This is a genomic window from Streptomyces sp. R302 (genome assembly GCF_012927245.1).
Classification (GTDB): domain Bacteria; phylum Actinomycetota; class Actinomycetes; order Streptomycetales; family Streptomycetaceae; genus Streptomyces.
In genome coordinates, this window is record NZ_JABBGE010000001.1 from 1075920 (window position 1) to 1090974 (window position 15055).

At 71.5% G+C, this 15055-nt stretch carries 11 protein-coding genes and 1 tRNA gene; 6 read left to right on the plus strand and 6 right to left on the minus strand.

Annotated features, from left to right (window positions below):
- The first annotated feature begins 48 nt into the window (after positions 1–48).
- From pepN to HHL19_RS04960, 3 genes are all read left to right on the plus strand, one after another.
- Positions 49–2535 carry an aminopeptidase N gene (gene pepN, locus HHL19_RS04950; protein ID WP_169085831.1) on the plus strand — a complete coding sequence of 829 codons (2487 nt, stop codon included), beginning with the start codon at positions 49–51 and terminating at the stop codon, positions 2533–2535.
- Positions 2536–2638: 103 nt separating this feature from the next.
- Positions 2639–4030: an aminotransferase class V-fold PLP-dependent enzyme gene (locus HHL19_RS04955; RefSeq protein WP_169085833.1), complete on the plus strand. Its 1392-nt coding sequence runs from the start codon at positions 2639–2641 to the stop codon at positions 4028–4030.
- Positions 4027–5439 carry a SidA/IucD/PvdA family monooxygenase gene (locus HHL19_RS04960; RefSeq protein ID WP_169085835.1) on the plus strand — a complete coding sequence of 471 codons (1413 nt, stop codon included), beginning with the start codon at positions 4027–4029 and terminating at the stop codon, positions 5437–5439. Before HHL19_RS04955 ends, HHL19_RS04960 begins: the two co-directional genes overlap by 4 nt.
- 3 nt (positions 5440–5442) lie before the next feature.
- Here HHL19_RS04960 and HHL19_RS04965 read toward each other — a convergent pair whose 3' ends face one another.
- Positions 5443–7239, minus strand: coding sequence for a 5'-nucleotidase C-terminal domain-containing protein (locus tag HHL19_RS04965; RefSeq protein WP_169085837.1), 1797 nt, complete (start codon positions 7237–7239; stop codon positions 5443–5445).
- 147 nt (positions 7240–7386) lie between these two features.
- On the opposite strand from HHL19_RS04965, the gene HHL19_RS04970 reads away from it, so the two are divergent.
- Positions 7387–8070, plus strand: coding sequence for an SIMPL domain-containing protein (locus HHL19_RS04970; RefSeq protein WP_346768251.1), 684 nt, complete (start codon positions 7387–7389; stop codon positions 8068–8070).
- A 147-nt stretch (positions 8071–8217) separates the two neighbouring features.
- Entirely contained in the window at positions 8218–9645 is a 1428-nt protein-coding gene (pyk, locus tag HHL19_RS04975) for a pyruvate kinase (RefSeq protein ID WP_169085839.1), read from the plus strand.
- On the opposite strand, the gene HHL19_RS04980 is transcribed toward pyk, so the two are convergent.
- Both HHL19_RS04980 and HHL19_RS04985 read right to left on the minus strand, forming a co-directional pair.
- Positions 9646–10434, minus strand: a complete 789-nt coding sequence (locus HHL19_RS04980) for a helix-turn-helix domain-containing protein (RefSeq protein ID WP_169085841.1) — start codon at positions 10432–10434, stop codon at positions 9646–9648.
- Between the two features lie 82 nt (positions 10435–10516).
- A tRNA-Leu gene (locus HHL19_RS04985) sits at positions 10517–10603 on the minus strand.
- Positions 10604–10697: 94 nt separating this feature from the next.
- On the opposite strand from HHL19_RS04985, the gene HHL19_RS04990 reads away from it, so the two are divergent.
- Entirely contained in the window at positions 10698–11363 is a 666-nt protein-coding gene (locus tag HHL19_RS04990; RefSeq protein ID WP_169085843.1) for a response regulator, read from the plus strand.
- A gap of 69 nt (positions 11364–11432) precedes the next feature.
- Here the strand turns inward: HHL19_RS04990 and HHL19_RS04995 are convergent, their stop codons facing one another.
- From HHL19_RS04995 to HHL19_RS05005, 3 genes are read right to left on the minus strand one after another with little or no spacing between them, the layout of a single operon-like run.
- Positions 11433–12149 carry an ABC transporter ATP-binding protein gene (locus tag HHL19_RS04995; protein ID WP_043219280.1) on the minus strand — a complete coding sequence of 239 codons (717 nt, stop codon included), beginning with the start codon at positions 12147–12149 and terminating at the stop codon, positions 11433–11435.
- Positions 12146–13204, minus strand: coding sequence for an ABC transporter ATP-binding protein (locus tag HHL19_RS05000; RefSeq protein WP_169085845.1), 1059 nt, complete (start codon positions 13202–13204; stop codon positions 12146–12148). Before HHL19_RS05000 ends, HHL19_RS04995 begins: the two co-directional genes overlap by 4 nt.
- Before the next feature lie 3 nt (positions 13205–13207).
- Positions 13208–15055, minus strand: a complete 1848-nt coding sequence (locus HHL19_RS05005; protein ID WP_169085847.1) for a branched-chain amino acid ABC transporter permease — start codon at positions 15053–15055, stop codon at positions 13208–13210.

Here is a 15055-nt window from a genome sequence, read left to right on the forward strand (position 1 = left end):
CGGCAACCCCCCTGCCCGCCGACCGGACGATCGGGCAGCATAGGGCCCATGTCCGTACTGACGCGCGACGAAGCGCAGACCCGTGCCCAGCTGCTCGACGTCCACCACTACACGGTGGACCTCGACCTCACCACCGGCGACGAGACCTTCGGGTCCACCAGCCGCATCCGCTTCACCGCCCGCTCCGCCGGATCCACCTTCGTCGAAGTCAAGCCGGACACCCTGCACTCCGCGACCCTCGACGGCGAGCCGCTCGACCCCGCCGCACTCGTCGAGAACCGGCTCCCGCTCGACCTCACCGAGGGCGAGCACGAGCTGACCCTCACCGCCACCATGCGCTACTCGCACACCGGCGAGGGCATGCACCGCTTCCTCGACCCCACCGACGGCGAGTCCTACGTCTACACCCAGCTCTTCATGGAGGACGTCCAGCGCGTCTTCGCCGCCTTCGACCAGCCCGACCTCAAGGCCGTCTTCGACATCGCCGTCACCGCCCCCGAGGGCTGGACCGTCCTCTCCAACGGCATCACCGAGCAGCAGGCGGACGGCCGCTGGACCGCGGCCACCACCCCGCCGCTCTCCACCTACTTCGTCTGCGTCGCCGCCGGCCCCTGGCACTCGATCCGCACCGAGCACGCCGGACTGCCCTTCGGCATCCACTGCCGCCGCTCGCTCGCCCCCTACCTCGACGCCGACGCCGACGAGATCATCGCCGTCACCAAGGCCTGCTACGACCGCTTCCACGAGAAGTTCGACGAGCCCTACCCCTTCGACTCCTACGACCAGGCCTTCGTCCCCGAGTTCAACGCCGGCGCCATGGAGAACCCCGGCCTCGTCACCTTCCGCGACGAGTTCGTCTTCCGCTCCGCCGTCACCGCCACCGAGCGCATGACCCGCGCCATGGTCATCGCCCACGAGATGGCCCACATGTGGTTCGGCGACCTCGTCACCCTCCGCTGGTGGGACGACATCTGGCTGAACGAGTCCTTCGCCGAGTACATGGGCTACCAGACCGTCAACGAAGCCTGCTCCGACCTCTTCGCCGACACCTGGATCGACTTCGGCGTCGCCCGCAAGGCCTGGGGGTACGACGCCGACCAGCGCCCTTCCACCCACCCCGTCGCCCCCGACCCCGAGGCCGTCCCCGACACCGCCTCCGCCCTCCTCAACTTCGACGGCATCTCCTACGCCAAGGGCGCCTCCGCCCTCCGCCAGCTCGTCGCCTGGCTCGGCGAGGCCGACTTCCTCGCCGGCATCAACATCCACTTCAAGCGCCACAAGTTCGGCAACGCCACCCTCGCCGACTTCATCGACAACCTCGCCGCCGCCACCGACCGCGACGTCCACGCCTGGGCCGAGCAGTGGCTGCGCACCACCGGCGTCGACACCCTCACCCCCCGCCTCACCGGCGAGGGCAGCCGCTGGGAGCTCGCCGTCGACCGCGCCGGCAGCCGCCCCCACCGCATCGAGGCCGGCCTGTACGACCGCCGCCCCGACGGCGAACTCGCCCTGCGCGAGCGCGTCGCCCTCGACGTCCCGCAGCAGGAGCCCGCCCGCCTCACCGGCCCCCGCCCCGCCCTCGTCGTCCTCAACGACGGCGACCTCAGCTACGCCAAGCTCCGCTTCGACGAGGTCTCCGAGGAGTCCGCCCTCCGCGGCCTCGCCCGCATCCCCGACCCGCTCACCCGCGCCGTCGTCTGGAACAGCCTCCGCGACATGGTCCGCGACGGCGAACTGGCCCCCGCCGCCTACCTGGACGCCGCCCTCGCCCACCTCACCGAGGAGACCGAACTCGGCATCGTCCAGGGCGTCCTCGCCTTCGCCCGCCAGCAGGTCGCCGACCGGTACGTCCCCGAGGAGCAGCGCCCCGCCGCCCTCGCCACCCTCCGCGAGATCGCCCGCGCCCTGCTCCGCCGCACCGAGGACGGCGAGGACCCCGGACTGCGCCTCACCGCCGTCCGCGCCCTCATCGACAGCGCCACCACCCCCGACCAGATCGCCTCCTGGCTCGACGAGGGCACCGTCCACGGCGGCCCCGAGCTCGACCCGGAGCTGCGCTGGCGCATCCTCGCCCGGCTCGCCGTCCTCGGCGCCACCGACGAGGCCGCCATCGCCGCCGAGCTGGAGCGCGACCCCAGCGCCACCGGCCAGGAGGGCGCGGCCCGCTGCCGCGCCTCCCTCCCCGACCCGGCCGCCAAGGCGGCGGCCTGGGCCGCCATGTTCGAGTCCGACGACCTGTCGAACTACCTCTTCACCGCCACCGCGCTCGGCTTCTGGCAGCCCGAACAGGCCGAGCTGGTAGGCGTGTACGTCGCCCGCTTCTACGACGACGCCGCCGCCCTCGGCGACCGCCGGGGCCCCGCCATGGCCGAGGCCGCCGGCCGGTACGCCTTCCCCGCGTACGCGATCGACGCCGACTCCCTCGCCCTCGGCGAACGCCGGCTCGCCGACGACGCGATGATCCCGGCCCTCCGGCGCAAGCTCGTCGACCAGCTCGACGACCTCGCCCGCGCCCTGCGCGTCCGCCAGGGCTGATGCCGCCAGGACGGCACCCCCCACCCGGGGTGCCGTCCCCCGTTCGGGTAACAACCCCCCACTCCGCGGACAGCGGCACACCGGCCCCGGCACCCTGTCGTCCATGCGTGTCGCACCCCCGCCGCCCCTCGCCGCCCAGCCCACCCCGCTCAGCCGACTCCTCGGCATCGCCCTGGACGCGCTCCGCACCGGCGCCGAGGAACGCGGCGGGCCGCTGCCGCCCGGCGGACCGGCGGCCGTCACGGCACGCGTGCGCGCCGCCCTCGGAGCCGTACTCCCCGAGACCGGGACCGGAGCGGACGAGGCGCTGCGCACCCTCGTGCACCTGGTCGCCGCCGGCGCCGCCGACCCCGCGCACCCGCTGTGCGCCGCCCATCTGCACACCCCGCCGCTGGCCCTCGCCGCCGCCGCCGACCTGGCCGCCGCCGCGCTCAACCCCTCGATGGACTCCTGGGACCAGGCCCCGGCCGCCTCCGCCCTGGAGGCCGAGGTGACCGCCGCGCTCGCCGCCGAGGTCTTCCCGGCCGCCGACCGTCCCGACGCGCTCGTCACCACCGGCGGCACCGAGTCCAACCACCTCGCCCTGCTCCTCGCCCGGGAGCGGCACGGCCCCGGCCTCACCACCGTCACCGGCGACCGCGCCCACCACTCCGTCCGCCGCGCCGCCTGGCTCCTCGGCCTCCCCGAGCCGGTCACCGTCCCCACCCCGCGCGGCGTCCTCGACCCGGAGGCCACCGCCCGGGTCCTCGCCGACCGGGAAGGACCGGTCCTCCTCGCCGCCACCGCCGGCACCACCGACGAGGGACTGATCGACCCGCTGCCCGCCCTCGCCGACGCCTGCGCCGCGCACGGCGCCGAGCTGCACGTCGACGCCGCCTACGGCGGCCCGCTCCTGTTCAGCGCCGCCCACCGCCACCTCCTGGCCGGCCTGGACCGGGCCCGCACCGTCACCCTCGACCTGCACAAGCTCGGCTGGCAGCCGGTCGCCGCCGGACTCCTCGCCGTCCGCGACACCGCCGACCTCGCCGCCCTCGCCCACACCGCCGACTACCTCAATGCCGACGACGACACCGAGGCCGGCCTCCCCGACCTCCTCGGCCGCTCCCTGCGCACCACCCGCCGCCCCGACGTCCTCAAGGCCGCCGTCACCCTGCGCGCCCTCGGCAGGACCGGCCTCGGCGCCCTCGTCGACCGGTGCATGGAGCACGCCCGGGACCTCGCCGACCTGGTGGAGAAGCACCCGGGGCTCGAACTCCACGACCGGCCCGTCCTCACCACCGTCCTCTTCCGCCCGGCCGGCGCCGACGACACGGCGGTCGCCGGGGTCCGCCGCCGGCTCCTCGCCGAGGGCCGCGCCGTCCTCGGCCGCGCCGAGGCCGACGGCCGGCTCTGGCTCAAGGCCACCCTCCTCAACCCCCACACCACCCCCGACGACCTGGACCGGCTCGTCACCCTCACCCTCGCGGCACTCGTGGAAGGCGGCACCGACCGATGACCGGCAGCACCCCCCAGCAGGACCTCGACCGCCCGCACGACCTGGTGGGCGTCGGCATCGGCCCGTTCAACCTCTCGCTCGCCGCCCTCGCCGACGGCGTCCCCGGCGGACTCGCCGCGAGCTTCTTCGAGCAGCGCCCGGCCTTCCACTGGCACCCGGGGCTCCTCATCGAGGGCTCCACCCTCCAAGTGCCGTTCCTCGCCGACCTGGTGACCCTCGCCGACCCGGCCAGCCCCTGGTCCTTCCTCGCCTACCTGAAGAGCCGAGAGCGCCTCTTCCCCTTCTACTTCGCGGAGAAGTTCCACATCCAGCGGGCCGAGTACGACGCCTACTGCCGCTGGGTCAGCGAGCGGCTGCCAGGACTGCACTTCGGCCACCAGGTCGACTCGGTCCGCTGGAACCCCGAACGGCGCCTCTTCGAGGTCGACTTCACCCAGCTCGACCCGGACGGCGAGGCCGCCGCCCTCGGCCGCGCCTACAGCCGGAACGTGGTCCTCGGCGTCGGCACCGAGCCGTACGTCCCCGAGCCGCTGCGCCCGCTCGCCGACGCCCCCGGCGTGCCGGTGATCCACGCCGCCGACTACCTCGCCCACCGGGAGTCGCTGCTGGCCGCCGGGCACGTCACCGTCATCGGCTCCGGCCAGTCCGGCGCCGAGGTCTTCCTCGACCTGCTGCGCGGCCGCCCGGCCGGCGCCGAGCGGATCAGCTGGCTCTCCCGCACCGAGGCCTTCGCGCCGATGGAGTACTCGAAGCTGGGCCTGGAGCACTTCACCCCCGACTACACCCGCTACTTCCACGCTCTGCCCGAGCAGGTCAGGGGTGAACTCGTGCCCCGCCAGTGGCAGTTGCACAAGGGGATCGACGCGGAGACCATCGCCGCCGTCCACGACGAGCTCTACCGCCGCACCCTGCACGGCGGTTGGCCGGACGCCGTCCTCACCCCGGGCGTGCGGGTCCGCACCGCCGGCCGGGTCGCCACCACCCAGGTCGAGCTCCACCTGGAGCACGTCCAGCAGGGCACCCGGTCCCGGCTCACCACCGACGCCGTCGTCCTCGCCACCGGCTACCGGGAGCGCCCGGTCGACCGGATGCTCGCCGGTCTCGACCCGTACCTGCGGCACGACGCGGCGGGCCGGGCGAAGATCGACGAGCACTACCGGCTCGTCCTCGACCCGTCGGTCACCGGCGCGGTGTACGTGCAGAACGCGGAGCGCCACACCCATGGCGTGGGCGCCCCCGACCTGGGGCTCGCGGCCTGGCGCAGCGCGGTGATCCTCAACGCGGTGACCGGCAAGGAGCCGTACCCGCTGCCGCGCCGGACCGCCTTCACCAGCTTCGGCCTGGTGGCACGAGAGGCGCCGAGCATCCCGTCGCAGGAACGGAAGCTGACGCCTCTCGTCCAGCAGTAGGGATCAGAAGACCGGCACGCCGTCCCGGGTCAGCTTCCAGTCCACGGACGCGAACCGCCCCGGGTCGACCGTGCCCTTGGCCTGCACCCACTGGATGATCGTGTTGCGGATCTCGTCCGAGTTCGCCCACAGCTGCTCGGCGTCGGCGACGTGCGGGAAGGCGCCGCCGCCGCTGGCACGGTAGTTGTTGACCGCGAGGACGAACGTCGCGGCCGGGTCGAGCGGCTTGCCCTCGAAGGAGAGCCCGGTGATCCGCTGCCCGGCCGGCCGGGCGATGTCGATCTCGTAGGTGAGCCCGTACACGGCGTCGTAGTTGTAGTCCGGGGTGTTGTCCGCGTTGGTGAGCTTCGCGGTGTCGACGGGGGCGCCCGCCGGGGTCTGGACGTAGTACTTCGCCGAGTACTCCAGGTACTCCTTCAGCTGGGCGCCCGTCATCAGACGGGCCTCCAGGGTGTTCTCGAAGGGGTAGAGCCCGGCGGCGTCCTTGATGGTGATCTCGCCGGCCGGGATGCGGGCCGTGCGGGAGAAGCAGGAGGCCTGCGAGAGGACGGGCAGGGAGGCGTACGCGCCGCCGGCCAGGGCCGCCTGCACGGTCTCGGCCTGGACGACGTTGATCAGGTCGATGATCGGCTCGTCCTTCCACGGCGCGTCGGCCGTGGTCATGGCGGCGGTGGAGGTGCCGATGACGGTGTTGACGTACGCCACGACCTTCTTGTGCTCGTCGGCGAGCAGCCCGGTGATCTCCGGGTCCTCCTCCACGGTGTTGGAGTTGAGGACCTGGGCGGCGACCTTCTCCACCGTCCAGCGGCCCTTCGCCCACACGAGGTCGAAGTCGAAGAGGGTGAGGCGCTGGCCCCACTTGAGCGGCTCGGAGAGGACGACCTCCTTGCCGGTCTCCTTGTTGGCGATCCGGTACTCGGGGATCTCGGTGTGGGCGTGGCCGACGAGGATCGCGTCGATGCCGGGGACCTGCTCGGCGACGAGGCCGGCCGCGTTCTCGACGTGGGGGAGCTGGTCGCCGTACGAGGAGGTGCCGCTGGAGCCGGAGTGGGCGGAGACGATCACGACGTCGGCGCCCATGGAGCGCAGCTTCGGCACCCACTTCGCGGCCTGCTCCTCCAGGCCGGGGAAGACCATCCTGCCGTTGACGTTGGCCTTGTCCCAGATGGCGATGCCGGGGTTGGTCAGGCCGAGGACCGCGACGCGGACGTCCTTGCCGTGCGGGGTGCGCAGCCGGTGGATGCTGTACGGGGGGAAGGCCGGGCGCAGCGTCTTCGCGTCGAGCGCGTTGGCGCCGAGCAGCGGGAAGTCGCACTGCTCCTCGAACTTCCGGAGCACCGGGATGCCGTAGTTGAACTCGTGGTTGCCGAGCGCGGCGGCGTCGTAGCCGATGGCGTTCATGGCCTGGGCCATCGGGTGGACCGGGCCGCCCGTGCGGGTGATGGGGTCGATCTTGGCGTAGTAGTACGAGAGCTGGGTGCCCTGGATGGTGTCGCCGGCGTCGATGAGGAGGGTGTTGCGGCGGCCCCGGTCGGCGCGGACCTGGTTCACCAGGGTGGAGATCTTGGCGAGGCCGACGTCGTTGTGGGCCTTGTCGTCGAACTCCTTGTCCGTGAAGTAGTCCCAGTTGAGGACGTTGCCGTGCAGGTCGGTGGTGCCCATGACGGTGAAGGAGTACCGCTTGGCCGGCTTGGGGCGGGCTCCGTGGGCCTCGGCGGTCCCGGCGGTCCCGGCGGCGAGGGCGGCCCCGGCCCCGAGGGCGGCGGAGCTCTCCAGGAAGGTCCGGCGGTTAAGCGGCATGTGTGTCTCTCCTTGTTCCGTGGCGCTGTCACAGGTGCACAACGCGCGTAGATTCTGGCTCAGACCTTTCGCCGGCAACAGCCCTTTCGGGTTACGGAGTGGGAAAGTGTTCGTATGCCGTCGATGCCCGGTCCCGAGGAGCCCGCCGTGACGCACCCCCACCCCACCCCGCAGGCGCCGCAGGTGACGGTCCGTGGTGAAGGCCGCCTGGAGGTCGATCCCGAGCTGGCCCGGCTGTGGCTGACCGTCTCCGCGCGGGGAGTCGACCGGACCGCCGTCCTCGCGGACCTCACCCGCCGCAACACCGAGGTCCTCGGCCTGCTCCGGGCGCGAGGAGCGGCCGTGGGGAAACTGGAGACGGGCAGCGTCTCGATCCTTCCCGAACAGCCCCGCCGGAGGAAGGGCGAGGAGGCGCGCGCCTACCGCGGGCGGGTCGGCATCACCGTCGAGCTGACCGACCTCACGGTCCTCGGCGAGCTGGTACCCGAACTCGCGGACCGGGAGCAGACGCAGGTGGAGGGCCCGTCGTGGGAGCTGCGCCCGGACTCGGAGGCGTACGCGGAGGCGCGCCGGCTCGCGGTGGCGGCGGCGGTGCGGCGCGCACGGGCCTACGCCGAAGCGCTGGGGACCACGCTCGGCTCACTCCTCGAACTGTCGGACGCGGGGGCGGCGGAGCCGGGCGGGCCGAGGGGGCACGCCTTCCAGCGGGTGTCCGCCGCCTACGCGGTGGAAGGGGCGGGCGCGGCCCCCTCGCTCGACCTCGAACCGCAGCGTCGGACGGTGACCGCCGAGGTCGTCGCGCGCTTCACGATGCTGCCGCCCGCACTCTGAGACGAGGCGCCCGGAGGCGCGGAAAACGCTCATCGGAGCACTCCGGCGCACAGATTCAAGTCTTGTCAACAACGTTTCACGGAAAGGTTGTTGAGTAGTCACGCGGGAGCCGGCGGCTACTGATGGGTAAGGCCCTAGGCTCGCCTCATGCGCCGAGCGAAAATCGTTTGTACCCTTGGGCCCGCCACCGAAACATACGACCAGATCAAGGCGTTGATCGAGGCCGGGATGGACGTGGCCCGCCTCAACCTCAGCCACGGCACCTACGCCGAGCACGAGGAGCGCTACCGGCGGGTCCGCAAGGCGGCCGACGAGACCGGCCGCAGCGTCGGCGTCCTCGCCGACCTTCAAGGCCCGAAGATCCGGCTCGGCCGTTTCCGCGAGGGGCCGGTACTCCTTGAACGCGGCGACGCGTTCACCGTCACCGTCGAGCCGGTGGAGGGCGACCGCCACCGCTGCGGCACCACCTACGCCGGCCTCGCCGAGGACGTCACCGCCGGTGAGCGGATCCTCGTCGACGACGGCCGGGTCACCCTGGAGGTCACCTCCGTCGACGGCCCCCGGGTGCACACCCGGGTCGTCGAGGGCGGCATGGTCTCCGACCACAAGGGACTCAACCTCCCGGGCGTCGCCGTCTCCGTCCCCGCCCTCTCCGAGAAGGACGTCGAGGACCTCCGCTGGGCGCTGCGCACCGGCGCCGACGTCATCGCCCTCTCCTTCGTCCGCTCCGCGCGGGACATCGAGGACGTCCACCGGATCATGGACGAGGAGGGCCGCCGCCTCCCGGTCATCGCCAAGATCGAGAAGCCGCAGGCGGTCGAGAACATCGAGGAGATCGTCGCCGCCTTCGACGGCATCATGGTCGCCCGCGGCGACCTCGGCGTCGAAATGCCCCTGGAGCAGGTCCCGATCGTCCAGAAGCGCGCGGTGAAGCTGGCGAAGCGCAACGCCAAGCCGGTCATCGTCGCCACCCAGATGCTCGACTCGATGATCGACAACTCCCGGCCCACCCGCGCCGAGGCGTCCGACGTCGCCAACGCCGTCATCGACGGCACCGACGCCGTGATGCTCTCCGGCGAGACCAGCGTCGGCCGCCACCCGATCGAGACGGTCCGCACCATGAGCCGGATCGTGGAGGCCGCCGAGGAGGACGTCCTCGCCAAGGGCCTGCCGCCGCTGACCGAGCGGAACAAGCCGCGCACCCAGGGCGGCGCGGTGGCCCGGGCCGCCGCCGAGATGGGCGACTTCCTCGGCGCCAGGTTCCTGGTCGCCTTCACCCAGTCCGGCGACACCGTCCGGCGCCTCTCCCGTTACCGCTCGCCGATCCCGCTGCTCGCCTTCACCCCGGACCCGGCGACCCGCTCCCAGCTCAACCTCACCTGGGGCGTCGAGACCTTCCTCGGCCCGCACGTCGACTCCACGGACGCCATGGTCGCCCAGGTCGACGAGGAACTGCTCCGCATCGGGCGCTGCAAGAAGGGCGACGTCGTGGTGATCACGGCCGGCTCGCCGCCCGGCGTCTCCGGCTCCACCAACCTCGTCCGCGTCCACCACATCGGGGAGCCGCTGACGTAGTCAGTGCTTGGGCCCGACGTGAAGGTCCATGAGCGCGACGGAGGCTTTGCGGGCGACGGAGATGTTCTGCGCGACGCGCGACTGGTTCGCGGACTTCCACTCGACCCCGACACGGTCGAGGGCGTCGGTGAAGAGCGCGATGATGTCGGCGGACGAGTTGGTGAAGAAGTAGCGGGGGTACTCGTACCGCTTGCGCTGTCCGCCGATCATCTTCTCGGTCCAATTGGTGATCCGACTGCCGTCGGAGTGGATGAGCCCCCGAATGAACTCCCAGGGGTGAGCAGTGACGATTGCCTGCTGCCAGGCCGCGAGGACGATGGGGCGCTCATGCTTCCTGCCCTGCCCGTGCTGGGGGAAGAGACACCCGAGGTGCATGGAGGTGATCTTGACATCCACGCACCCCTGCCTCTGTACCTTCGACGCACGATTGCCGGGCAGGACGGACTGCATGGCCCCCACGCATGCGTCGATGAGCCCCGGCCAGGTGTCGGTACAGGAGACGGAAAGACTCGGAACCCGCATGGCGCGGCTCTGAGCGATGTGGCCGTCGCCGAGATAGAGGCCGAGCAGGTACGCGTACGCGATGTTGTCGAGCTCGCGTCCATCACATCGGGGGCACAGCGGCGCGCGCCTGCCCGGACACTCGCCGCGTTTGGCGCGGTCCACGTGCTTCCAGTAGCCGACGGTGCCCATGGGAACGTTGAGCTTGCGCGCCACTTCCGCGTTCTTGGCGCCCCCCCGCAGCATCGTGAGTGCCCGCTGGCGCACGCGTGTCCCGTGAAAGTTCATGCGACTACCCTGCGCGACGGAGCATCGCCGTACGCAGCAAAAAGCGGACATTCACGCGAAGGTGAACGTCCGCTTCAGAATCTGGTGCCGGGTGCGGGACTTGAACCCGCAAGCCCTTACGGGCAAAAGCTTTTGAGGCTTCCGCGTTTGCCGATTTCGCCAACCCGGCAGGTTGCCAATCGGAGTGTACCCGGTCCCGGGTGCGGCCAGCAGCTAGGTAGGCTTCTTCATGCAGCACACCTGCCCCGGAACGAGGAGCCCCCGTGACCGCCCCCGAGTCGCCCCAGCCCGCCTCCGACGACGCCGCCGCCGCGACCGCGTCGCACGTCCCGCCGCTGACGACCCGTGTCGTCATCGCCGAGGACGAGGCGCTGATCCGCCTCGACCTCAAGGAGATGCTGGAGGAGGAGGGCTATACGGTCGTCGGCGAGGCCGGTGACGGCGAGGCCGCCGTCGAGCTCGCCCGCGAGCACCGCCCCGACCTGGTCATCCTGGACGTGAAGATGCCCAAGCTCGACGGCATCTCCGCCGCCGAGAAGATCGCCGGCGAGTCCATCGCCCCGGTCCTCATGCTCACCGCCTTCTCCCAGCGCGACCTCGTCGAGCGCGCCCGGGACGCCGGTGCCATGGCGTACCTGGTCAAGCCCTTCAGCAAGAGCGACGTCGTCCCCGCCATCGAGATGGCCGTCTCCCGCTTCGCCGAGCTGCGCGCCCTGGAGCAGGAGGTCGCCGACCTCAGCCAGCGCCTGGAGACCCGCAAGCTGGTCGACCGCGCCAAGTCGGTCCTCCAGACCCAGTACGGCCTCTCCGAGCCGGCCGCCTTCCGCTGGATCCAGAAGACGTCCATGGACCGCCGCATGTCCATGCAGCAGGTCGCCGAGGCCGTCATCGAGGACGCCGAGGAGAAGAAGGCCGCGAAGGGGCAGTAGCCCGTACCGGTACGCGAAAGGAGGCCCGCCCCGCGTGATGCGGGGCGGGCCTCCTCGTGTGCGTACGGGTCAGTCCTCGCCGAGGTACGCCTTGCGCACCGACTCGTCGTGCAGGAGGTCGCCGCCCGTGCCCGAGAGCACGATCTTGCCGATCTCCATCACGTGACCGTGGTCCGCCAGCGCCAGCGCGGCCTGGGCGTTCTGCTCGACGAGCAGGATCGTGGTGCCCTGGGCCTTCAGCTCGGCGATGGTCGCCATGATCTTCTGCATCATGATCGGCGAGAGGCCCATGGAGGGCTCGTCGAGCATGAGCAGCTTGGGCTGGGACATCAGCGCCCGGCCCATGGCGAGCATCTGCTGCTCACCGCCGGAGAGCGTGCCGGCCGCCTGCTTGCGACGCTCGCCCAGGATGGGGAAGAGGTCGTAGGCGCGCTGCACGTCCTTGGCGATGCCGGCGCTGTCCTTCCGGAGGAAGGCGCCGAGGAGCAGGTTCTCCTCGATCGTCATGCGCGGGAAGATGTGCCGGCCCTCGGGGGAGTGGGCCAGACCCAGCGAGACGATCTTGTGCGCGGGGATCTTGCGGAGGGACTTGCCCTCGAACTTGATCTGGCCGCCGACCGGCTTGAGGAGCCCGGAGAGGGTCCGCAGGGTGGTGGTCTTCCCGGCGCCGTTCGTACCGATGAGGGTGACGACCTCGCCCGCCTCCACGGAGAAGGAGATGCCCTTGACGGCCTCGATCTTTCCGTAGGCGACGCGCAGGTCCTCGACTTCGAGCAGTGCGGTCATGCGTCGTTCTCCTTGCCCGGAGCGGCGTCCTTCGCGGCGTCCGCCGCGTCCGCCGGGGTGTCGTCCTCGGCCGGGGTCTCGTCGTCCGCCGGAGCCTCGTCGGGCGTCTCGTCGGGCGTCTCGCCGTCCGCCGGGGCATCGGCCTCGGCCTCGTCGGAACCGTCCGCCTCGTCCACCGGGGTCTCGGCTGCCGGGGTCTCGTCCGCCGGAGCCTCGGCCGCGGGGGCTTCGGCCTTCGGGGTCTCGTCGATCGGCTCGCCGAGGTACGCGGCGATGACCCGCTCGTCGCTCTGGACGGTCTGGCTGTCGCCCTCGATCAGCTTCTGGCCCTGCACGAGCACGGCGACCCGGTCGCACAGGTTGAAGATGAAGCGCATGTCGTGCTCGATGACGAGCACGGCGATGCCCATGTCCCGGATGGCGAAGATGAGTTCCTCGGCCGCCCGGGTCTCCTGCGGGTTCATGCCGGCGGTCGGCTCGTCGAGGAGGATCAGGCCCGGGTCGCTCGCGAGGGCGCGGGCGATCTCCAGCTTGCGCTGCTCGCCGTACGGCAGGTTCTTGGAGAGGTGCTGCGCCTTCTCCGCGAGCCCGACGAACTCCAGGAGCTCCATCGCCCGCTTCTCGGAGGCCGCCTCGGCCTTCTTGAAGCCGGGGCCGCGCAGCAGGGCGGACCAGAGGCCCTCCTTGGTGCGGGTGTGCCGGCCGACGAGCACGTTCTCCAGGACCGTCATGTTGTTGAAGAGACGGATGTTCTGGAAGGTACGGGCGATGCCGGCCGCGGTGACCTTGAAGGACTTCGGCGGCAGGACCTGGCCCTTGTAGCGGACCTCGCCCTCGGTGGGCACGTACAGACCGGTCAGGCAGTTGAAGAAGGTCGTCTTGCCGGCGCCGTTCGGGCCGATCAGACCGACGATCTCGCCGGCGTTGACGGTGAGGTTCACATCGCTGACGGCGGTCAGACCGCCGAAGCGCATGGTGACCCCGCGCGCGTCGAGCACGGTCTCGCGGGCGGCCGGCTCCGTGGTGGCGTCGGCCTCGGTGGTGGTCGTCGTCATGGTTCAGGCACCTGCCTTGGCGGGCGTAGCGTCCGGCGCCGGCTTCTCGTCGTGCTCGTGGAACTCCAGCTGGCGCCGCTTGTCGGCGACGATGCCCTCCGGACGGAAGCGCATGATCAGCACGAGCGCGACGCCGAAGGCGAAGAGCTGGTACTCGCCCATGAACTGGAGCTTGTTGGGGATGAGGAAGAGCAGGGCCGCGCCGACCAGCGGGCCGCTCATCGTGCCCATGCCGCCGAGGACGACGGCCGCGAGCAGGAAGGCGGAGTTGGGCGGGATGGGACCGGCGAAGAGGTACTGCTCCGGGGTCACCGTGTACGTGACGTGGGCCTGCACCGTACCGGCGAGACCGGCCAGACCGGCGCCGAGCGCGAAGGCGATCAGCTTCACCCGGAAGCCGTTGATGCCCATGGCGAGCGCGGCGGTCTCGTCCTCGCGGATCGCGACCCAGGCGCGGCCGATGCGGGAGTCGCCGGAGCGCCGGAAGACCAGCACGACGACCGCCGTGATCAGCAGCATCAGGAAGAAGTAGTTGGCGAAGCGGCCGATGGTGAAGCCGGCGATGGTGTGCGGCTGGCCGAAGTCGAACCCGAAGAAGTCCAGGTTCGGGATGGACGCGATGCCGTTGGAGCCGTTGGTGATGTCCGGGCCGGAGGTGCCGTCGGTGTTCATCACCGTGATGCGGAAGATCTCACCGAAGCCGAGCGTCACGATGGCGAGGTAGTCGCCGCGCAGCCGCAGGGTCGGCGCGCCGATCAGGACGCCGAAGACCACCGAGGCCGCGGCGCCGACCAGGATCGCCGCCCAGAAGGGGAAGTGCACGCCGAACGGCGAGGTCGGGGCGCCCGAGACGAGGGCCGCCGCGTAGGCGCCGACGCCGAGGAAGGCGACGTAACCGAGGTCGAGGAGCCCCGCGAGGCCGACGACGATGTTCAGGCCCAGGGCGACCGTGGCGAAGATCAGGATGTAGACGCCGAGCGTCGCGTACTGGTCGTCGGTCTGGGTGAAGGGGAACAGCGCCGCGGCGATGAACGCGCCCGCGATCGACAGGTTCTGGTGCTTCGAGGTGAGCTGCGTGGCCTGCTTGAGCAGACCGGAGGCGCCGATCGTGGCGAAGCCGAGGCCGGCCGTGATGAGGAAGCCGAGGAAGAGCTCGTCGTACTCGGTGCCGATGCCGTACGTGAAGACGCCGAGCGCCACCGCGAGGACGCCCGCGATGATCAGGATCTCGACGGCGGAGGGCAGCGGGGGGAGCTTCCCCACCGGGCGGGGGGCGGAGAAGGACGCCCGGAAGGAGGCCCAGCCGTTGCCGGCCCGGTGCTTGAACTGGTCCCAGCCCGTGTCCTCCGGGTCGACCGGCAGCACGGCCGGGCGGGTGAAGGGCAGCGCCAGGGCGGCGAGCAGGGTGACCAGCGTGGTGACCGCGACGATCGCACCGCCGGGCTCCAGGTTGACCGGCCCGCCCAGGGTGACGCTGATCGCGCCGACGGTGAACCAGGCGGTGCAGAAGGAGGCCAGCGCGCCGAGCTTGACCGCGCCGTCCGCACCGGCCGGGGTCAGCCAGCGCAGCCCCTTGACGCCGTACGAGGAGAGGGCGAAGAGGGCGGTCAGGACACCCAGCACCAGGACCTGGAGCTGGAGCCCGCCCGGGTAGCCGTACACGGTGAGGTCACCCGGGAAGCGGGAGGTCCACGTCCAGGCGAGGAAACAGCTCGCCACCGTCAGGACGGAGCCGCCGAGGACGACGGCGCGGGCGGTCTGCTCGGGCAGGAAGCCGATGAGACCGCGGTCGGCGGTCTTCACGGCCTCCGTGGCAGCGGGTGCCTGGGGGTTCTCGGAGATGGTGGTCAT